We start from the raw sequence: 18,874 nt of genomic DNA, 5'->3' as shown, positions 1-18,874 counted from the left end.
CAGGGATTACGGGACAACCCTCAGGAAATCTGCCTCCTTCTCCTGATCCGTGGGCATGTAGGCCTGCTGTTCCCGTACACCTTCACGCCAGCAGGGACCCTCCGCTGGTGTTTCCCGGAGGGCCAGCCCCGCCGACAGCAGAGCCGACGGTGAAACGGAACGGCAACCGGGCCCGCCGCTCAACGAGGTCGAAGCCGAGCCGCAGGAGGTGGACCGTGTCGGGGGCACCCTCATGGTCGGTGGTGTGCACTGTTTCGACGTGCGGGACACAGCCTTCCGGCAGGCCGAGGTGAACCCGTGCCGCGGTTCCGGTCCACACCGCCCCGTCCGCGCGGAGTTCGGGGCGCAGCCGGCTGACGAACACCTCCTCCAGCGGCACCGGTCGTTCTGCCTCCACCTCGTCGACGAGCAGCAGTTCCCCGGTGTCGCGGTGCCAGGAGAAGGCGCGGCGCAGCGCTGTCAAGCCGTGCACCTCGTAAGCGCCGGCGAGGTCGAGGGTCAAGTCCGCGCCGTGCGCGTGGAGGTGGAGCTTCAGGACCTGGGCCGCGCGGGCGCCGCCCGCGGACTGCTCGCGCGTGTCGACGCGGGGAACGGAGTGCGCGCGCGAGGAAGCGTGCAGGAATGCGTAGCGGGTGGCCTCGTCGAAGTACCCCTTGCGGTACTCGCCGGCGCCCAGGTCGGCGAGCAGCACCTCACCCCGGGCCGCCAGTACGAACTGGCCGAGGTCGTTGTGGTTGTGCGGCTCGCCGTTGTGGCCGCCCTTGGCCGCGAAGGCCACGCCCTGTCCCCGGTCGACCAGCCAGGCGAGGTCGGGGAGGTACGCCGTGGGCGGCTCGGATTCCGGCGCGAGGGCGGGGCCCGGGGCGCCCCAGCGCAGGGTTCGGGAGAGGTCGGCCCAGTCCCGTGAGAGGTCCGCCCCGCTGTCCGTGGCCTCCACGGCCTCGACGGGGACCCGGACCCCGAGCCTCCGCGCGAGCTGTCGGGCGAGACCGGCGGGCACGCGAGGCCGTTCGTCCCCGTCCGAGAAGGCGGGGAACAGCCCGCCGCCCAGATGCACCTTGCCCGGAAAGCGGGCGATGGCCGACACCTTGGGGTGCGTGAGCAGATCCTCCCCGGTGAACTCCCGCAGCCCCTCGGCGAAGTAGACGAAGTGCGCGAACCCGAACACCCAGTAGCCCACCCCTTCCGCACAGCCCCCGCCGTCGCCGAAGCCACTGAGGTACGTGAGTTGAGCGCGTCGGCACCGGTCGAGGACTCGGGTCAGGCGTGGCCCCGGATCCCACAGGGCCAGTGCCGCGAGCCCCACGCAACCGCCACACACGGCTGCCCAGTTGTGTGCCCAGCCCTCCCACAGAAGCGGGCGTTCGTCGTCGGCGAGGAGGGACAGCACCCGGTAGTCCACCTGGTCGCGCACGCGGGCGGCGATCCGGGGATCGAGCCGGTCGCCGCAGACCTGGACCGTCTCGGCGAGCAGCTGCGCGGTGAGCGCGGCGAACAGGTCGAGGCACTGGTCCATGCCCCGGCCCAGGCGGGTCGCATGCATCTCGTGGGCGGGCAGCGCCCAGGTGTACTCGTCGCAGACGGACCACAACGCATCCGCCAAAGCGCCGAGTTGGACTGCTGGGTCAACCAGGGCCTCGGCGGCGAGGGAAGTCACCAGTGCTCGGCGCCGGAAGTACAGCTCCTCGTATGCCAGACGGTCGCCGTCGTCGTCGAAGCGGCGGTACACGGAGAACGGCAGGTCCGGCATGCGCGTGCTCCGCGCGGAGTCCGCCGCCAACCGGATACGGGCATGCAGCCCGCCCAACCGGTCAGTGTCCAGCGGATGTTTCCGGTCCCGCGCCCGACCGGAAGCTGTCGGTGACATCACGCCTCCCCTCTCGTACGACAGGATCGCTCGCCGCGCCCGGATCACTGAAGACCGCCATGACCCGGCAGTTGCGCCACAACACGAACAGCACGCAGCCAGGCAACACCGCGAGCCCCAACAGCGGCGCCTGGTTGACGAGCAACAGGACCACGATCCCCAGCACGAGGTTCATCAGAGCCAGCAGCCCGTGCCGGACCACTGCGTACGACGCCAGCAGGAAGAGCCGCCGCCCGATGCCCCCGCCCCCGGCCACATGCGCGAGCGCGACCGGCCACGCCGCGACAGCCACCAGCGCGACCACCACCGCCATCGGCACGACTGCCGTTCCAAGCACGAATGTTCGCAGTGTCACGACATCCGCGACGGCCGCAATCACGAGCAGCACGAAGGGTGCCGAGACCAGCGCCGCTCGCCGGAACAGCTGTCGGTATGCCCGGGCGAACAGCCGTACCGGCGCCCGCTCGTCCCCGGTTGTCGCGCCGAGGTACGCGAACGCGGCAGCGAGGGACGGCCCCGGCAGCGTCAGCAGCAAGAGCACGAAGAACACCGGGTGCCGCCACGGCTGATGGGTCACTTGCAGCGCGGCCAGCAGAGGCAGATTCGTCACGGCGATCCCGAGGTTGACGACCAGGACACGGTGGACGTGCGCCCAGATCAACTCCCATGAACCGTAGGCGACATTGAGCCGCGGATGCCGGCTCGCCTCGATCTTCTCCACCCCTCAGCCCTTCACACCGGTTGTCGCGATGCCGCGCACGAAGTAGCGCTGGCCGAGCAGGAACACCGCCAGGACCGGCACCACGGAGAGCACCGAACCCGTCATGATCATCGCCGACTCCGCGTTGTACTGCCCGACGAAGGCGCGCAGCCCCAACTGCACCGTCCACAGGCGGTTGTCGGTGAGGTAGATGAACGGGCCCATGTAGTCGTTCCAGGTGTTCACGAACGTCAGCAGCGCGAGGCTCGCGAGGGCCGGCTTGGACAGCGGAAGCACGATCCGCGCCCAGATGCCGTACTCGGTCAGGCCGTCGAGGCGGGCCGCCTCGCTGATCTCGTCCGGGATCGTCAGATAGAACTGCCGCATCAGGAAGACTCCGAACGCGCCGAACGCCTGCAGCAGGATGAGTGACGTGTACGAATTCACCAGGCCGAGCTTCTGCATGATCACGTACTGCGGCACCATGTACGCCTGCCACGGCACTGCGATCGTCGCGATGTAGCCGGTGAACAGCAAATCCCGGCCCGGGAAGCGCATCTTGGCGAAGCCGTACGCCGCGAAGCTGCCGGTGAGCACCTGCAGAAACGTGATCACGATACTCAGGAAGAACGAGTTGCCGAGGTAGGCGGCGAACGGCACCCGCGTCCAGATGGTGGTGAAATTGTCCCATTTGAACTCTTCGGGGATCCACTGGATCGGCACCGTGAAGACATCGCGGTCATCCTTGACCGACGAGATCAGCATCCAGATGAACGGCAGGAGAACCGCAAGGGCCACCACGGCGAGAAGCACGTACAGGGCGATCTGCCCGGTGACCACCACCGCGCCGCTGCGGGCGCGGGGCTCCGCCGGAGAGCCTGCGGGAGCCGGGTCCGTGGGCGCGCTGCCGTCCTTGCGCAGCACGGTGGTGCTCATCGCTCGCTCCTTCGCTGCATCCGGAACTGGATCAGCGTGATCACCAGGCAGATCAGGAAGAGCGCGAGGGAGACCGCCGAGGCGTAGCCGAAGCGGCCCTGCGTGATGCCCTCACGGAAGATCAGCTGGGACAGGACGAGGGTGGAGCGGCCCGGCCCGCCCTCGGTCATGACCTGCACCAGGTCGAAGACCTTGAAGCTGGAGACCGTGATCATGACGGTGACGAAAAAGGTCGTGGGCCGAAGCCCCGGCAGGGTGACGTGCCAGAACCGCTGCCAGAGGCCCGCGCCGTCCATGCGGGCCGCCTCGTACAGCTCGGCCGGGACGGTCTGCAGTCCGGCCAGGAACAGCACCATGTAGTAGCCCATGTCCCGCCACACGCTCGTGATGATCAGCGCAGGCATCGCCCAGTCCTGGGAGCTGGTCCAGCCCGGCGGGTGGTCGATGCCGAGGAACGTCAGGAACTGGTTGACCGGCCCCGACTCGGGGCTCAGCAGCATGTTCCACACCACGGCGACGGCGACGAGCGAGGTGATGTACGGGAAGAAGAAGGCGGTCCGCAGGACGTGCACGCCGCGCAGCTTCTGGTTGAGCAGCACGGCGAGGCCGAGCGACACCACGAGCGTGAGCGGGATGTGTCCTGCCGCGTAGTACAGGGTGTTCTGCAGCGCGGCCCAGAAGTTGGAGTCGGTCCACAGCCGCTGGAAGTTGTCCAGGCCCGCCCACTTCGGGGTGGAGTAGGAGTCCCAGTCGGTGAAGGAGATAGCGAGCGCGCCGATTACCGGGACGAGGGTGAGGGCGGCGAACCCGAGGAAGTTCGGCAGGATGAACGACCAGCCGACCAGGAGGTTGCGGCGCCGCCGGCGCTCCGCGGCGGCCTGGCGGGCCGCGGAAGCGCCGGCGGACGCGTGCTGGGTGACGGGGGGTGCGACGACACTCACTGGACTTCGTCCTTCACACGCTTGTCCATCTCCTTGATGCCCTCGTCGACGGACTTCTCGCCGCTCATGATCATCTCGTGCTCCTCCTTGAGGATCTGGTCGATGTCGGAGGTCCTGTCGCTGACCGGCATCTCCAGCTGCACCGTGGTCGGCTGCATCGTCTTGCGGGACAGTGCGTCGGTCGGCATGCCGTCGACGGAGAAGAAGGTGTCGAGGATCTTGTCGCTGGTGTACGCGGGCGTGACGCCGATCTTCGCGACGGCGGCGGCGCCCTCGGGACCTGAGGCCCAGGTGACGAACTTCTTGGCGGCGTCCGCGTCGCGGGCCTTCTTGTTGACGGCGAACGCGGTCGGCGAACCGAAGGTGACGGTCTTGCCGTCGTTCTTGACCTGCGGCATCGGCGCCATGCCCCAGGTGATGTCGTTCTTGCCCTGCGCCTTCTCGGCGAGCAGCGCGGCCGCCCACCACGAGCCCATCGGGACCATGGCGGCCTTGCCGGTGGTCAGCTGCGAGTCGTAGGTGATCTGGTTGCTGGAGGCTGTGGAGAACGGCAGGGTCGCCTTCGCCTTCTGCAGGCCGAGGGCCATCTCGTACTGGTCCTTGAAGAACGCGTAGTCGCCTCCGAGCTGGTCGCCGCCGGTCTGCGCGGAGGAGATCGCCTGGACGACGGAGCGCCAGGTGTGCAGGTAGGTGCCGTAGACCTTGTCGGAGCCGGAGCCCTTGGTGAACTTCTTCGCCAGCTCCGCGTAGTCGTCCCAGGTCAGCTTGGACAGGTCTTCCTTGCCGACCATGTCCTTGTTGTAGAAGAGGACCCAGAAGTCCGAGCGGTAGGGCAGCGCGTAGTACTTGCCCTTGAGGTTGTAGTCGTCGAGACCGGAGTACGACGCCTTGTCCAGGTTGGCCGCCTCGTCGGTCAGCGGCAGGAGCTGGTTGCGGGTGGCGTAGCGGGCGTAGTCGGTGACATTCTTCATGGTCAGGACGTCGGTGGTGTCACCGCCCGCAAGCATTGTGGTGACCTTCTCCGGGTAGTTGTCGGCGAGGATGTCGACCGGCTGGACGTCGATATCGGGGTTCTTGGCCTCGAAGCCGTCGATCAGGGCCTTGAACTCGGGCGTGGTCTTGTAGTTCCACAACGCGATCTTCACGACGGTCTTGCCCTTGGACGACGAGGTGCCGACCGTGCCGCTGGCGTCGCAGGCGGTGGCAGTGAGGGTCGCGGCGACGACCAACGGCGCGATACGGGCGAGGTTCTTCGTCAACTTCATTGCGGCAGCTCTCCTTTGAGTGGTTGAGGACGGTGGAGCAAGCGGGTCGGAGTCAGGCGCTCAGGCCCAGGGCCCAGCTCTCCGCGGTGATCTCGGCCCGCAGCGGCTTGCTGGCGACCCAGCGGGCGAGTTCGTCGAGGACGTGGTCGGTCAGCCGGCCGATCTCGGTGCCCAGGGACCCGGCGATGTGCGGCGTGATCATCACGCGGGCGAGTCGGCGCAACGGCGAGTCGGCGGGCAGCGGTTCGGGATCGGTGACGTCGAGGATCGCGAAGAGCCGGCGGGCAGCGCACTCGGCGGCCAGCGCGTCCGGGTCGACGAGCGAGCCGCGCGCGGTGTTGATGACCGTCGCGAAGTCGGGAAGCATGCACAGCTGTTCGGCACCGATGAGGTGGTGGGTCTCGGGCAGCTCGGGGGCGTGCACGGACAGCACGTGGACCCGCGGCAGCATCTCTTCCAGCGGTACGAGCCTCGCACCGGCCCGCGCCACCTCCTCCGGGTCGGCGTACGGGTCGGCCACCAGGCAGGTAGTGCCGCGCAGCACCTGCAGCAGCTCGACGACCTGACGGCCGATCCGCGAGAAGCCGACGATGCCGACGGTCCGCCGGAAGTTGGACAGGTCGCCGTAGCCGGTGACCGAGCCCCAGCCCTCGTACGCGCGCTGCTCGTCGGCGGCGAGGAACGGGACCTTCTTCCCGGCGAAGATGATCGCGGCGAGGGTGTATTCCGCCACCGGTACGGCGTTGGCGTCGGCGGCGCTGGTCACCCGGATCCCGCGCCGCCACACCTCCTGCCCGACCAGGTCGCGCACGCTGCCCGCCCCGTGCAGCACGGCCCGCAGGCGGGGTGCCGCGGCGAGCCGCTGCGGTGTGAGAGCGGGCGCGCCCCACGACGTGATCAGCACTTCGGCGCGGGCCAGGCGTTCGCGCGACCGTGCACTGTCGAGGTCGTCCGTCCAGCAGGGCTCGTCCAGGGTCACGAGGTCGGCGAGGCGGCGCAGCCGGTCCTGGTCGAAGTGTGCCTCGAAGCTGGACCTGCTCATCACGACCAGAGCGCGGGCCTTGGTCTGCATGCGGTGCGGGCTCCTCTGCCTTTGGGCGCCCGCTCAAACAGCAGGTGCCATCCGTGTTTCCGGCGAGTTCCAGCCAGAAGACGCTGAGTCAGAGATAGTGGTCACCCACACAGACCCACCAGAGCTCGACCACAGACGAAACGAGCCGAACAGACTCGAACATCGCCCGGGCTCAGTACCGGACGGGAGGGGATGCGCCATGGCGTCGACACGGCTCACCGGGCCCGAGGGACCCGCGGGATCTTCCGCGAGGGCCGACCAGCTGTTCGCGCTGCAACGCCGCGAACGGCTGATGGACCAGCTGCGGCTGCACGGCGCTGTTCGCGTACGCGATCTCGCGCAGGACCTCTCGGTCAGCGAGCTGACGATCCGGCGCGACATCGCGGCGCTGGCCGAGCGCGGCCTGCTGACCCGGGTGCATGGCGGGGCCACGCTGCCCTCTGCCCTGGAGCAGGAGCCGGTGCGGCGGAGGCGGCTCGCGATGCCCGCGTACACGATCGGGATGGTGGTCCCCTCGCTGGACTTCTACTGGCCGCACATCGTCAGTGGCGTCCGCAACGCCGCGGCGGCGCATGGCGTCAACGTCCAGCTGCGGGGCTCCAGTTACGACCAGGCGGAGGACCGCCGACAGATCGTCCGGCTGACCGAATCCGGGCAGGTGCAGGGGTTGCTCCTCGCGCCGAACCTGGAAGGCCCCGGCATGCACGAGATGATCGACTGGATCGGCAAACTGCCGGTCCCCGTGGTCTTTGTGGAGCGCAACACGCCTGACTGGACCCCGACGCCGCACCAGCTCGAATGGGTGCGCAGCGATCACGCGACCGGGCTGGAGATGGCGGTCCGGCATCTGCACACGCTCGGCCACCGCAATATCGGGCTCGTGCTGTCCAAGGGCAGCCCCACCTCGGCGCACCTCGCCGTGGGGTGGCACCGCGCCTGCGCCGAACTCGGTCTGTCCGCTGACTTCCTGATACGCGAGAGCGTTGCCCTCGACGTCCCGGGACACCGCCGGATCATCGGTGACATCCTGGAAGGCTGCCACCGCTCCCGCATCACCGCGCTCATCGTGCACAGCGACCCCGACGCACTCTCGGTGGTCCAGTACCTGACCGAGCAGGGCATCCGCGTCCCCGACGACCTGGCAATCGTCAGCTACGACGACGAGGTCGCCCATCTCGCCGACCCGCCCATCACAGCAGTACGGCCGCCCAAGGCACTCGTGGGCCGCACGGCCGTCGAGATGATGCTGGCGCGCCTGCTCGAAGGCAGTCGCCGCCCGGCCCAACGGGCGCTCATTCTTCCGGAGTTGATGATCCGTGCCTCGTCGCTACCGGCCGCACCGCACTCCATGCCCGCGCCCACGACGCGGCGCCGCGAACCGGCCTGAGCGGCCCCGGTGAGGCCTCCGCCGGGACCGCTCGCCCTGTACGAGAGCTTTCTACTGCGCGGCGTCCTCGTTGCGCGCCAACTGGTCGTACGCCGTTCGCAGCCTGCTCGCGAGCTGCTCGACGCCGACGGTGTCGAGGCCGTCCTGTCCGGCCACGGCGGACTTCGCGGCGGCGACGGCATGCGCGAACACGTCCCACGACGCGGCCGTGTACGCCCCCTGCTCCGGCCCCGCGACCTCCGCGAGGGCACGGTGGATCGGCGCCGTGTCGACCGCGCCGTCCTCCTCGTGAGAGGCGGAGAAGGTATTGAGTGCGTCGAGGACGAGCGTCCCCGACTTCAGGACGAACCTCAGCCGGTGCTTGCCGTCCGGCAGGCCGCGCAGCGCGTACGCCGCCAGGCGCTTGTCGGTGGCGGCGGTCTTCGCGTTCCTGGCGACGAGTTCGCCGTCGGCATAGACGTCGAGGACGGCGCTGCCGTCGTTGCCACCGATGACGTCGACCCCCGTACCGCGGAACGGGACGGTGAAGGACGCGCCGGCCGTCGTGCTCGTCGACGTCGAGCGGTACCAGTCCATCGCGTCGCCGAGCGAGGCCTTCCGGCTCCACATGCCCTCGTACGTGACCGCACTGTCCATGTTGTCCAACTGTGCGCTGGCGTACGGCGTGTAGCCGTCGACCCTCTCGACCTTCAGGTTGTCGAAGCCCGTCCTCTGGAAGCCGCTCCCGAGCTTGACGCGGCCCTCGGTCTGCGGGGTCGGGTCGTCGTAGGTCGCGACCGCCTTACCGTCGACGAAGGCGGTGACCTTCGCCCCCTTCGCCTCGACAGCGAGGCGGTAACCGTCGGCCGCCGCGACCTTGCCCTGCGCGCGGGCCGTGCCGTACTCGTAGAACGTCCAGGCGCCGTCGGGACCGATGCGCAGGTTGTAGGCGGCGTCGCTGATCGCCATGCCCTTCTGCTGGCGCACGCCCAGGGCCGCGAGACCGCCGTCCGGGTCGGGGAAGGAGACGTCGACCGACGCCTTGTAGTTCTCCCAACGGAAGTCGCCGACCGTGGTGTTGGGGGTGTTCTTGTTCCAGGCGGCGGCGTCCTTCATCGACTGGTCCATGTACTGGTACAGCACTCCGTCGCCGCCCACCTCCCATGCGCCGGTCTGGTCGACCATGTAGCGGGGCTGGTTCCCGCGCGAGGCGAGGTACGGCTGGAACGTCCTGCCGACCTCGACCCTTCCCTCTTCGTCGTACGTGAAGTCGTCCGCGTACAGGTACGTGTCGTGGGTGTCGCCGCGCTTGCCGCTCTCGTCGCTGTCGAGGACGGCGCGTTCCCCGGACTTGGGCAGGCGCTGATTCGTGGACGCGTCGGCGCTCTTGTCGAGCGTGGTCAGGGTGGTGATGGACCGCGGCTTCACGGTGTACGTGTACGCGCCATCGGCATCCGGCCGGATCTCGTCGACCAGGTGCTTGAAGTTGGCGTCGTAGCGCTGCCCGGCGTCGGCCGCTCGGGTCTCCCACACCTCCATCGTGCGGTCGCTGCCGAGCCGCAGATTCTCAGCCTTGATCCGGTACGTCTTCGGCTGGTCACTGTCGTTGACGACGACGGTCGAGAAGTTTTTCTTCTCAGGATCGGCGAGCGTCATGTAGCTGGGGGCGCCGTTGGAGCCGTCGAGATTCTCGGTGCCGATCACTCCGCTGTAACTGGCTTCGGGAACCGTGCGCCAGATGCCCGCCGTGTTCGTGTCGTTCTCCCAGCCCGTCTTCGCAAACCCGGTGAACTGCTGCATCACGTACAGCGCCGCGTCGTAGTGGAGATATCCCGACCACGGGTCGCGTGCGCTGACCAGTTCCTTGTGGCTGTACTGGGCGCCCTCGTAGAAGGAACCGATCGCCGGCTGGAAGATGTAGTGGGTGCGCTTGGAATTCGCGTAACTCTTGACGAGGCGGTTGGCGACGTCGAGAGCGCTCTGCACACCGCCGATTCCGGTGCTGGCACCGTTCGGGCCTTCGTTGTTGTTGACACGGTAGTCGGTGTAGCCGAACGAGGCGGTCCCCTCGCTGTACCAGACCTCCTTGTCCTGGCCGTACGTGTTGCCGCCGGTCGCCAGCTTCGTGTACGGCAGATAGGTGGAGCTGTCTGCGGCGCCCTCGCGCCGGTCCTCCGTGGTGTAGTGGTAGCCCGTCGCGTCGACGATTCCGAAGAGATCGGCGTCGCTGAGCATCGCCGGGCCCATGTTGAGGCTGTTGTTCTCGTCGGAGGCGACGATTTTGATGCGGTGATAGGCCTTGGCGACCGCTTCCCGCTCACCGGCCGGAATTCCGTAGCGCTCGCTTGCAAAGTCCGTGTCGTTCACGACCGCGTTCTTGTACCACTTGATGAACGGGATGTCCGGCGAGCGGGTCTCGTTCTTGTCCGGGTTGACATAATTGATCATGTACCCGTACTTCTCGTAGACGTCGAGGATGGTCTCCTTGTACCAGCGGTACATCTCGTCGGTGCCGGTGCCCATGTTCCATTCCAGCTGGACCCATTGGGGCATTTCCCAGCGCAGAATCGAGACCTTGAGCTTCGGGTTGACCGTCTTGGCGTCGGCGGCCAACTGGAAGCCCGGGGAACGGGAGGCGTCGGCGAGCTCGTCCCGTGTGCGCATGGTCGCCGGGTCGGCGCCGGTCGAGGTGTTCGTGTCCGACCCCATCTCGACCTTGACGTGATTGACGAGGGGATTCTCACCGCCGAACAGCACGCGGATGAGCTGCCAGTACCGCTCGGGGTGCTCGGCCTTGTAGTCCATCAGCAAATTGCTTGTGCTGTTGCAGCTGAGCACGCCGAGGCCCTTGTACGTCAGGCCGTTCACGTTGTCGGCACGCACGTCGTCACCGTCGACCATGACCTCGACCGGGTCGTCTGCCGCGTGCGTGGGAGGCGCGGCGACCAGTCCCGTCCCCAGCGTCACGGCAGCGGCCGCGGCGAGCGACGCCCATCTCAACCTTCTCTGCGCACGCGTCTTCATCTGCGTGCGCGTCTTCTGCGTGCGCGTCTTCTGTGTACGCATCCAGCTTCGTTTCCTTTGCCTCGTCTGCCTCGTCCTGGCTCGGGCGCGGGAACATGACACAACGACGCCGTTCAGGCCCTCTACGGATCACCCGTACACGACCACACTCATTCGCACTCGAACATCGGGGTCGGGCGCGCTACTCGTCTTCGGGTGGCCGATTCACCTTCACCGCCTGCTGGTTGAAGGCAGCGCGTACCCTCCGACGGACCGAGATGGCTCGCCTGGAGACCACCGGTGTCGACGACGGTCTGGCCGACGGCGATGGCCGGCCCGTCGTGGTGGACGGGCGTCGAGAGAGTTGTAGCCGTTCGTCTCGACGTATCACCTGGCCCGCAGCCGCTGCGCGGGTACTCAGGATCGTGACCCGGCGAACAGCCGCGCCCCCTCCGGCGGCCCCACCCCTTCGGCGAGGAGAGCCGGCCGGTCCGTCCGGAAACACCACGGAATCCACCTGCCGCCGTCAGACGCCTCTCATGTGCCAGGGGAAGGCTGTGTCGGGGAAGCGCGCGACCAGGGCGGTCACCTGCGTCCCGGTGAGGCCGGGGCGATACGCGAGTTCCAGGCGATCTCGTCGTCCGCCGCCCCGATCGGCCGGCCGACGAGCTCGGCCGGTAGGGAGGGTTGGCGGCGAGGCCGACCTGCACCGCGGTCACGCCGTCGTCGCGTGCCTCCGCGTACGAGGCAATGGCGCCGAGTGCCTTGCCGAGCACGGCGCTGTTCATCGATCCGGAGGTGTCGAGAACGACTCCGAAGGTGCAGCGTGGCGTCTCCTGAGGAGGGAAGTTCCGGCCCGCGCGCGGGATGTCCGGTGTCGACGCCTGCCGCCGCGCCCGGCGAGCGTAGGACCGTACGGATTCCGCTCGGGGGACGTACTCGTCAAAGCAGCGGGCGAGCCTCGCATCCCACGGCACGGGCGGGTGGGCCAGTGCCCAGATCTCCTGGATCAGCCCGGCCGGCAGCAGGTGGACGGTGCCGTTGGAGGTGACGGCAGCCGGGCCCCCGGCCGGGGTCAAGACACACGTGGCCTGTCTGCAGACGGAAGCCGTGACAGCGGCGAAGGCCGGGTTCCGCTTGAGTGCGTCCGGAGATCAGCGCCGGAGCACGAGCGGCAGAGGCCACCGCCGCATGCGTGCGCGCCGGAGCGGGCCGGTGCGACGCGATGTGTGCAGGGTCAAGCCGTTGCAGCGCCAGGCCCAGCTGCGCACCGCCGGCCCTGCTCGGAAAAGAACCTCGCACCGGCTCCGCCCACGACGTGTGGCGTGGTCAGCGCCTGAACCTGTCCTTCGACCTCTCCTTGATGTCCCGGGCCTTGCCCCGGGCCTCCAGCGCGGCTCCCTTGGCCGCGGTGGTCTCGTTGCCCACCGCGTGGGCCACCTTCCTCACGGCCTTCCCGACAACCTGCTCGGTCTTGGCCTTGGCCTTCTCTCCGACACTCATGTCGGTCCTTTCGTAGGCACTCACTCATCCGCCTGCCCCTGGCCACGGAGCGGAAACAATGGGCGTCGCAGCGCCACGCCTCCTCCGACGGCCGCGCTCTCCAGCAGCTCCGCCGCAGCGATCCCCACACAGTTCATTGTGTTCCCGCCAGAAGTGTTTGGTGGCGCTCGATTTGCGGTTTCTGGGGCGCAGTGCCTTGACCTCCCGTTTCGGTGACTCCGGTGCGGTAGTGCTCGGGGCTGATCCAGCCGGGGCGTCCCCGTCATCACGCCGGTTCGAGTCACAGAGGTGCCGTCGGCGGCGTGGGCGATGCCGAAATCCAGGACGCGAGGGCCCGCGGGGGTAAGGATGACGTCCTGCGGTTTGACGTCCCGGTGGACGGCGCCGGATGCGTGGATGGCCTCGAGGGCCTGGGCGGTGCCGGCGGCAAAGGCGTACAAGGTTCCGCCGGCGAGAGGGCCGTGGGCGGCAGGGTGCTGGTTGAGAGTGGGACCCGAGGCGTAGGCGGTGGCCAGCCACGGGAACTCGGCGTTGGGTTCTGCTGCGAAACACGGCCCTTGAACGCGGGCGGAGAGTTGAACCTCGCGGCGGAAGCGGGCCCGGAACTCTGGGTCCTCGGCCTGCTCGGCATGGATGACCTTGACTGCGACCCGCAGCCCGTCCGGGTCGAGGCCGGCGTGAACGGTGCCCGTACCGCGCGAGCCGAGGCGGCCAATGATCCGGCCCTGGCGCTGCGGCGGGCCGGCTGCAATCACGTGAGCGTCTGCTCCGTCCAGATGGTTTTGCCGTCGGCGTTGTAGCGAGTGCCCCAGACCTGAGCAATCTGGGCGACGATGAACAGCCCACGACCGCCCTCGTCGACTGTCCGGGCGTGGCGAAGATGTGGTGCAGCAGGGCTGGTGTCGCGCACCTCGCAGGTGAGGGTGCGGCCGTAGATCAGGCGCAATTCTGTCGGGGGGCTGCCGTGGCGGACGGCGTTCGTGACGAGTTCGCTGACGATGAGTTCGGTGTTGAAGGCCGTTTCCTCATCCACGTTCCAGGTGGCGAGCTGAGCGTGGACGTGGTGTCGGGCGGTGGCTGTGGCGGTGGGGTCGGCCCTGAGCTGCCAGGTGGCAACGCATTCGCTGGGGAAGCCGCGGGGGCGGGCAAGGAGGACTGCCGCGGCCCTTGACCCGGCGTCGGTGGCGAGCAGCCTGGACACGATGGCGTCGAGGATCTCTTCCAAGGACTGATCGGCGCCTGCCGGCGGGCGCTGTAGGAGCTCCGGATCACTTGGAAGCGCGCTCAGGGTCGAGGGGCTCGCCATGGCCAGCATGCCGCCTTCGGGAATCTCGAAGGAGTTTGCGGCGAACGGTGCCCTGTCGACGGCACCCAGTTGTGGACCGGCCGGGATGTCGGGGATCCGGGTGGTCCCGTCGGGGAGGATGATGGCGAAGGTCGGGGGGCCGGCGCTGGCGGCCGCACAGGTGAGGGCCAAGGGGTCGTAGATGGCATATGTACAGGTGGCCGCGAATACTTCGTGATGGAGGGAGTCGCCTGACGGCAGCGATGCGCGTTCGGCGGCCAGGAGACTTGCCGTGTCGTCCAGACGTGCGAGTAGTTCGTCGGGTTCCAGGTCGAATGCGGCCAGGGAGCGGACGACGGTGCGCAGTTGCCCCACGGCTGCGGTGACGTGGATGCCCTGCCCCGCGATCTCGCCGACGACCAGGGCAGTTCGGGCACCTGGCAGGGCGATAGTGTCGCACCACCCCACCGCGCCCTCGGAAGGGATGGGCATACCGGCGGTTCCCAGGGCGGTCTGCGGGACGGCGCGGTCGGGGAGGAGACGCCGTTCGAGCGTCGTGGCGATGGTGTGCTCGCCGCTGAGAGCGCTGCGATGCCGTGGCTGCGTCGGCTCGGCGTCACGACGCCCGAGCTGGTCGTCGTGACGGATGGGCGGATCCTGGCACCGCACGAGCCGATGTTCGGGCCACCGTGGGTGGTGAAACCCGACATCGTCGGCGGCGGCAAGGGGCCGGCCGGTCTCGTGCACATCTGCCGGTCCTCGGACGAGCTGTCGGCCGCTGTCGCCGCGACTCTTCGAAGCGGTACGCCTGCCGTCGTGGAGGAGTACGTCGAGGGGGGCGAATGCTGCCTCTCCATCGCGCTCGACGAGATTTCGTACGGCGCCGTCGTGCGGGCGAGCGTTACCGGCGGAGTCGGATTCGACGCGCGTCAGGCGGCTGCGGTGAAGGTCCGCCTGTCAGAGGGCCTGCACGACCACGAGGTCGTCAGCCTGCTCGACCGGGCTGACGTCAAGGACCGGCAACTGCGCAGTGCACTCGCTCACGCGCTGCAGATCCTCTGGACCGCCTTCTGCGCCGCCGAAGCAGTTCTTGTCGAGGTCAACCCCTTCCGGTGGGACGAGCACCGTCTGGTCGCCGTCGGCGTGGCGGTCGAATTCGACCCTCACGGCCGGGCAGCGGCCAGGGGATTCCGGCCGGATGTGCTGGTCGAGCCCGTGATTGCCCCGCACAGGGCTCCCTCGCCGCGCGAGATCGCCGTGCGTGAGGCGGACGCCGCCGAGCCCCACCGTCCCGGCGTGGCGTTCATCGAGCTCGACGGGGACGTGGCCTACCTGATCAGTGGGAGAGGCGCGGGTCTTGTCGGGTTGGACTACCTGTACGAGAACGGCGTCCTCCCGGCCTGCTACCTCGACGCCTCGCCGGGTGCCGGGAGCGCCAAGATGCAGGCGCTGTTCCGTTCCGCCCTGTCCGTCCCCGGGATCCGCGGGGCGCTGTTCGGAGCTGCGGTGCTGAACCTGGTCGACGCTCGCGAGCTGGCCCAGGAGTTCATCCAGGCCGCCGAGGCGGCCGGATTCGATGCTGGGCATGTGCCGACGGTGGTCCGGCTGGCCGGGCCGCACGAGGCCGAGGCTCGGGAGATGCTGAAGGCGGGGCTGCCGGGAGCACTCGTACTCGACCACGCGGCGTCGCTCGAAGACGCCTGCGACCTGCTGATCTCCGCGATGGGCCGAGCGCCCCAGGCATGGGAGGGCTTCGCCCGATGATCCGAGGACTTCTGGAAACCGGTCCGGGGCTGCTCGTACAGGGCATCACCGGCACGCAAGGCCGGCTGGAGACCCGCTGGATGCTCGATTCGGGCGTGCGTGTGGCGGCCGGCGTGACCCCCGGCATGGGGGGCTCCGAGGTGCACGGGGTGCCCGTTTTTGACACAGTCGCGCAGGCCGTCGCCGTGACGGGCGCAAGGGTGGCGATGAGCTACGCGCCGCCGCAGGCCGCGGCGGATGCGGTCGTGGAGGCGGCGCAGGCGGGGATCGAACTGGTCGTGGTCAGCTCGGAGAAGATTCCGCAGCATCACTGGCTGCGGGTCCTGGAGGTCGCCCGCCGGGGCCACTGCCGGGTGATCGGGCCGAACTCCCAGGGGATCGTGGTGCCGGGCGTGGGCCGGATCGGCTGCCCGGGCGGCGATGAGCCGTGGCAGCGATTCGCCCCCGGTCCGGTCGGAATCGTCTCCCGCAGTGGCGGCATGGCTTCCGAGCTGGGCATGTTCGTGCGGACCTGGGGCTGGGGCACCAGCGTGCAGGTGTCGATCGGCGGCGTGCCGAGGTCGGTACGCCCCTGACCGAAGGGGTCGAGCTGGTGGCCCAGGACCCGCTGACCCGGGCCGTGCTGGTCTTCGGCGAGTCGCGATGGTGGTGGGACGCGCAGGCGACGCCTTGTCGGATTCCCTGCCGTTCGGGCACGCGCTGCGCGGGGCCGGCGGGGCCGGCGGGGCGACCGTCCAGGAAAAGATCGCAGCGCTCAGGGACGCGGGGGTCCGTGTCGCCCGCTCGACGCACGAAGTGCGCGCGTACCTCCAGGAAGTTCTCCCGGCCGGGGCGCTTCGTGCACCGGCGTCGCTCACGGACAGGAGGACCTCCCCGTGATCGAGCCCGACCTCGGAGCTGCCCGGTCGGCCCTGGCCGTAGGCGCCGGCACCGCGGACAGCCCCGGCCGACCGCGGTACGAATCGAAGATGGCCAGGCGTTGCACCTTTGCCGTGGCGACGGGCGGTCCCGACAAGATCGTCCGGCAGCACGCGCGCGCAGGCGGTATCAGGACCGGGATGGCGATCGAGGAGGCCATCGTCCCCTGGCCGTCCGTGTTCGTTCGCCGCGCATACAGCGTGCTCCCTCGACAGCTCGGCCACGGCCCCGACGGCTACCTGACCTTGACCGACCGGGCCAAGGACGTGATCAAGTCCGGCGGCGAGTGGATCTCCTCCCAGGAACTGGAGAACCACCTGGTGGACCATCCCGATGTAGCCGAGGCCGCCGTGGTCGCGGTACCCGACGACAAGTGGGGCGAACGTCCGCTGGCCACCGTGGTGCTGCGTGACGGTGCCTCGGTCGACTTCACCGCGCTACGCGCCTTCCTCGCCGAGCGGGTCGCCTCCTGGCAACTGCCGGAGCGTTGGTCACTGATTCCGGCGGTGCCCAAGACCAGCGTCGGCAAGTTCGACAAGAAACTGATCCGGGCCCAGTACGCCGACGGCGAGCTGGAGGTCGTCCTGGTGGACAAGGCGTAGCCCGTGCAGCAGGGCGGCGTCAGCCGGTGACGCCGCCCTCTCTCACGAAGGTGCCCACCCGCCGCCCAGAGACAGGTCGCTTCGGGGGCATTCGTCGAACTCGTCAGCCATGAGCCTGCGTAGGAACTCGGTCCAGCTCGTAGCCGTACCGGTAGGGGCCTCGTCCCACAGGCGGTCGATCATCGGCGCGCCACCCCACAGCTGGAACCACGGGACACCTGCGTCCCGCTTCGCCGTCAGCAGCGTCACGCGCTCGGGCGAGTCGGGCCCGGCGAACCCCTTCTGAGCGAGGTGGCACCGGGGTCCGGGACCCGAAGGGACCTCTCAGCCTGCTGGACTTCCACGGACGAAGCCGCTGCGGCTACCGCTGGGGACGGCCGTGGGGGCTTCGCGGCGCGCTGCGGGGTGGCTTCGTCCCCCGCCCCTGAATAGGCCGGACGCCCCCGGCGACGGCCCCTACGACCTGTGCCACCTGGACGGGTGACCGCGGTGGCCCCGGTACCGCTGATGGACGGGCGCCTGCTTCTGCTGCCGACGAACACCATGCGTTCGAGGTCTCCCGATAGCTGTCACCCTCCGAGGCGTCCTTCGCCGGTCCGAAGCAGGACGGACCCATTGCAGCGGCCTGGGCGCTCGCTGTTCGCCCCCGTCCTTTTCTGCCTCGCATACGAAGCCAACCATCGCCGAGTGGCATCAAGATCCGGACCATTCCCGGACCACCTCGCCCACGAAGAGCGCCAGACTCACTGTTTCCGCTGGTCAGCGACAGGCACGACGTGTATCACCAGCAGACGAAGAACCTGCTGGCAGCTTCGCAGCCCATGCGGCACCTACGCACGCTGCTCAGTTGGTGCGGCCGGACTTTCGCTCTACAGTCCCACCGAAGCAACTCACTGGCCGAGGAAGCTCAGCCGCACCTGACGGTTCGCATTATCGACATTCGTGTCGACCAGGCACACCGACTGCCACGTACCGAGTTCCAGCCGTCCTCCGATCACCGGCAGCGTGGCGTGCGGTGCGACGAAGGCCGGCAGTACGTGGTCGCGGCCGTGGCCCGGGCTGCCGTGGCGGTGCTGGTAGCGGTTTTCGGCGGGCAGCAGCGCGTGGAGGGTGGCGAGGAGGTCGTCGTCGCTGCCCGAGCCGGTTTCCAGGATGGCGATTCCGGCGGTGGCATGGGGGACGAAGATGTTGAGCAGACCGTCCCGGCCACCGGAGGCGCGGGTGAGGAACTCTTCGCAGTCGCGCGTCAGGTCGGCAACCGTTTCGGTCGCGCCGGTGGTCACGTTCAGAACGCTGGTGGTGAAGGCATGGGACATGCCGACATCTTCTCGCTCGTGGCGTGCGATGGCGCGTCCACGTGCCGAGACGGCATTGACCGGTTCCGAGGTGCGTCGCTACGTTCGGCGACATGTTCCGTTCAGCTCTGCTCACTTCGCGCGGTCACATCGACCTGCTGCGGGTGGCCTCCGCCGCGTGTTGCCGCGGCTGCTGACGTTCTTTCGGCACGCTTCCCGCAGGTGAGCAAGGGCTCCTTCGGCCCGCACCTGGTGTGAGCGCCGGCCTGTTGCCGTCGGCACCCCGTCGTACGCCACCTCTTCCCTCCTCTGTCGTAGCTCCCGCTCCGTAGCGGTGCCGCGGCCGGGGGCGAGGTG

Annotated in this window: 14 protein-coding genes and 3 pseudogenes; 5 read left to right on the top strand and 12 right to left on the bottom strand. The window is 68.7% G+C overall.

The features are described 5' to 3' along the window. Nucleotides 1-82 precede the first annotated feature (82 nt). The 6 genes from OG878_RS34070 to OG878_RS34045 all read right to left on the bottom strand — a co-directional run bounded on the left by OG878_RS34070 (nt 83) and on the right by OG878_RS34045 (nt 6,781). Nucleotides 83-1,750: a heparinase II/III domain-containing protein gene (locus OG878_RS34070; protein WP_328890328.1), complete on the bottom strand. Its 1,668-nt coding sequence runs from the start codon at nt 1,748-1,750 to the stop codon at nt 83-85. Nucleotides 1,751-1,811: 61 nt separating this feature from the next. Next, nucleotides 1,812-2,588 carry a hypothetical protein gene (locus OG878_RS34065; protein ID WP_328890327.1) on the bottom strand — a complete coding sequence of 259 codons (777 nt, stop codon included), beginning with the start codon at nt 2,586-2,588 and terminating at the stop codon, nt 1,812-1,814. A 3-nt stretch (nt 2,589-2,591) separates the two neighbouring features. Beyond that, nucleotides 2,592-3,503, bottom strand: a complete 912-nt coding sequence (locus OG878_RS34060; protein WP_328890326.1) for a carbohydrate ABC transporter permease — start codon at nt 3,501-3,503, stop codon at nt 2,592-2,594. Next, on the bottom strand, nt 3,500-4,444 hold the full coding sequence (locus tag OG878_RS34055; RefSeq protein WP_328890325.1) for a carbohydrate ABC transporter permease: 945 nt from the start codon (nt 4,442-4,444) through the stop codon (nt 3,500-3,502). Before OG878_RS34055 ends, OG878_RS34060 begins: the two co-directional genes overlap by 4 nt. Next, complete coding sequence (locus tag OG878_RS34050; protein ID WP_328890324.1) at nt 4,441-5,709, bottom strand: ABC transporter substrate-binding protein; 1,269 nt, start codon at nt 5,707-5,709, stop codon at nt 4,441-4,443. Before OG878_RS34050 ends, OG878_RS34055 begins: the two co-directional genes overlap by 4 nt. A 52-nt stretch (nt 5,710-5,761) precedes the next feature. Then, nucleotides 5,762-6,781, bottom strand: a complete 1,020-nt coding sequence (locus tag OG878_RS34045; RefSeq protein ID WP_328890323.1) for a hydroxyacid dehydrogenase — start codon at nt 6,779-6,781, stop codon at nt 5,762-5,764. Between the two features lie 199 nt (nt 6,782-6,980). On the opposite strand from OG878_RS34045, the gene OG878_RS34040 reads away from it, so the two are divergent. Next, nucleotides 6,981-8,168, top strand: a complete 1,188-nt coding sequence (locus tag OG878_RS34040; RefSeq protein ID WP_328890322.1) for a substrate-binding domain-containing protein — start codon at nt 6,981-6,983, stop codon at nt 8,166-8,168. Nucleotides 8,169-8,219: 51 nt separating this feature from the next. On the opposite strand, the gene OG878_RS34035 is transcribed toward OG878_RS34040, so the two are convergent. The 5 genes and pseudogenes from OG878_RS34035 to OG878_RS34015 form a co-directional block, all read right to left on the bottom strand. After that, nucleotides 8,220-11,213, bottom strand: coding sequence for a GH59 galactosidase (locus OG878_RS34035; protein ID WP_328890321.1), 2,994 nt, complete (start codon nt 11,211-11,213; stop codon nt 8,220-8,222). A 662-nt stretch (nt 11,214-11,875) separates the two neighbouring features. Next, a pseudogene (locus tag OG878_RS34030) lies at nt 11,876-12,178 on the bottom strand (DUF2201 family putative metallopeptidase); the annotation flags it as partial. A 301-nt stretch (nt 12,179-12,479) separates the two neighbouring features. After that, nucleotides 12,480-12,653: a hypothetical protein gene (locus OG878_RS34025; protein ID WP_328890320.1), complete on the bottom strand. Its 174-nt coding sequence runs from the start codon at nt 12,651-12,653 to the stop codon at nt 12,480-12,482. Between the two features lie 199 nt (nt 12,654-12,852). Continuing rightward, nucleotides 12,853-13,429, bottom strand: a pseudogene (locus OG878_RS34020) (serine/threonine-protein kinase); the annotation flags it as partial. Further along, entirely contained in the window at nt 13,405-14,430 is a 1,026-nt protein-coding gene (locus tag OG878_RS34015) for an ATP-binding SpoIIE family protein phosphatase (protein ID WP_328890319.1), read from the bottom strand. The gene OG878_RS34015 and the pseudogene OG878_RS34020, both read right to left, overlap by 25 nt. A 99-nt stretch (nt 14,431-14,529) precedes the next feature. Here OG878_RS34015 and OG878_RS34010 point away from each other — a divergent pair, with 99 nt between their 5' ends. The 3 genes and pseudogenes from OG878_RS34010 to OG878_RS34000 form a co-directional block, all read left to right on the top strand. After that, on the top strand, nt 14,530-15,702 hold the full coding sequence (locus OG878_RS34010) for an ATP-grasp domain-containing protein (protein ID WP_328890318.1): 1,173 nt from the start codon (nt 14,530-14,532) through the stop codon (nt 15,700-15,702). Next, a complete protein-coding gene (locus OG878_RS34005) occupies nt 15,699-16,277 on the top strand; it encodes a CoA-binding protein (RefSeq protein WP_328890317.1) in 579 nt (192 codons plus the stop codon). The genes OG878_RS34010 and OG878_RS34005 overlap by 4 nt, the downstream gene beginning before the upstream one ends. 570 nt (nt 16,278-16,847) lie before the next feature. Then, nucleotides 16,848-17,222, top strand: a pseudogene (locus tag OG878_RS34000) (AMP-binding enzyme); the annotation flags it as partial. An 890-nt stretch (nt 17,223-18,112) separates the two neighbouring features. Here the strand turns inward: OG878_RS34000 and OG878_RS33995 are convergent. Beyond that, nucleotides 18,113-18,538 (bottom strand): secondary thiamine-phosphate synthase enzyme YjbQ, encoded by a 426-nt coding sequence (locus OG878_RS33995; protein WP_328890316.1) that lies wholly within the window; start codon nt 18,536-18,538, stop codon nt 18,113-18,115. 92 nt (nt 18,539-18,630) lie between these two features. On the opposite strand from OG878_RS33995, the gene OG878_RS42385 reads away from it, so the two are divergent. Next, on the top strand, nt 18,631-18,714 hold the full coding sequence (locus OG878_RS42385) for a putative leader peptide (RefSeq protein WP_311307964.1): 84 nt from the start codon (nt 18,631-18,633) through the stop codon (nt 18,712-18,714). Nucleotides 18,715-18,874 lie beyond the last annotated feature (160 nt).

Source organism: Streptomyces sp. NBC_00316 (assembly GCF_036158715.1).
In the GTDB taxonomy this organism is placed as follows: Bacteria; Actinomycetota; Actinomycetes; order Streptomycetales; family Streptomycetaceae; genus Streptomyces.
This window is presented reverse-complemented; position numbering and strand designations above follow the sequence as displayed.

Coding starts and splice junctions, on each gene's coding strand:
- OG878_RS34025 (WP_328890320.1), bottom strand. CDS start 12,653: ATGAGTGTCGGAGAGAAGGCCAAGGCCAAGACCGAGCAGGTTGTCGGG.
- OG878_RS34015 (WP_328890319.1), bottom strand. CDS start 14,430: ATGCCCATCCCTTCCGAGGGCGCGGTGGGGTGGTGCGACACTATCGCC.
- OG878_RS34050 (WP_328890324.1), bottom strand. CDS start 5,709: ATGAAGTTGACGAAGAACCTCGCCCGTATCGCGCCGTTGGTCGTCGCC.
- OG878_RS34060 (WP_328890326.1), bottom strand. CDS start 3,503: ATGAGCACCACCGTGCTGCGCAAGGACGGCAGCGCGCCCACGGACCCG.
- OG878_RS34005 (WP_328890317.1), top strand. CDS start 15,699: ATGATCCGAGGACTTCTGGAAACCGGTCCGGGGCTGCTCGTACAGGGC.
- OG878_RS33995 (WP_328890316.1), bottom strand. CDS start 18,538: ATGTCCCATGCCTTCACCACCAGCGTTCTGAACGTGACCACCGGCGCG.
- OG878_RS34040 (WP_328890322.1), top strand. CDS start 6,981: ATGGCGTCGACACGGCTCACCGGGCCCGAGGGACCCGCGGGATCTTCC.
- OG878_RS34070 (WP_328890328.1), bottom strand. CDS start 1,750: ATGCCGGACCTGCCGTTCTCCGTGTACCGCCGCTTCGACGACGACGGC.
- OG878_RS42385 (WP_311307964.1), top strand. CDS start 18,631: ATGTTCCGTTCAGCTCTGCTCACTTCGCGCGGTCACATCGACCTGCTG.
- OG878_RS34010 (WP_328890318.1), top strand. CDS start 14,530: ATGCCGTGGCTGCGTCGGCTCGGCGTCACGACGCCCGAGCTGGTCGTC.
- OG878_RS34035 (WP_328890321.1), bottom strand. CDS start 11,213: ATGCGTACACAGAAGACGCGCACGCAGAAGACGCGCACGCAGATGAAG.
- OG878_RS34045 (WP_328890323.1), bottom strand. CDS start 6,781: ATGCAGACCAAGGCCCGCGCTCTGGTCGTGATGAGCAGGTCCAGCTTC.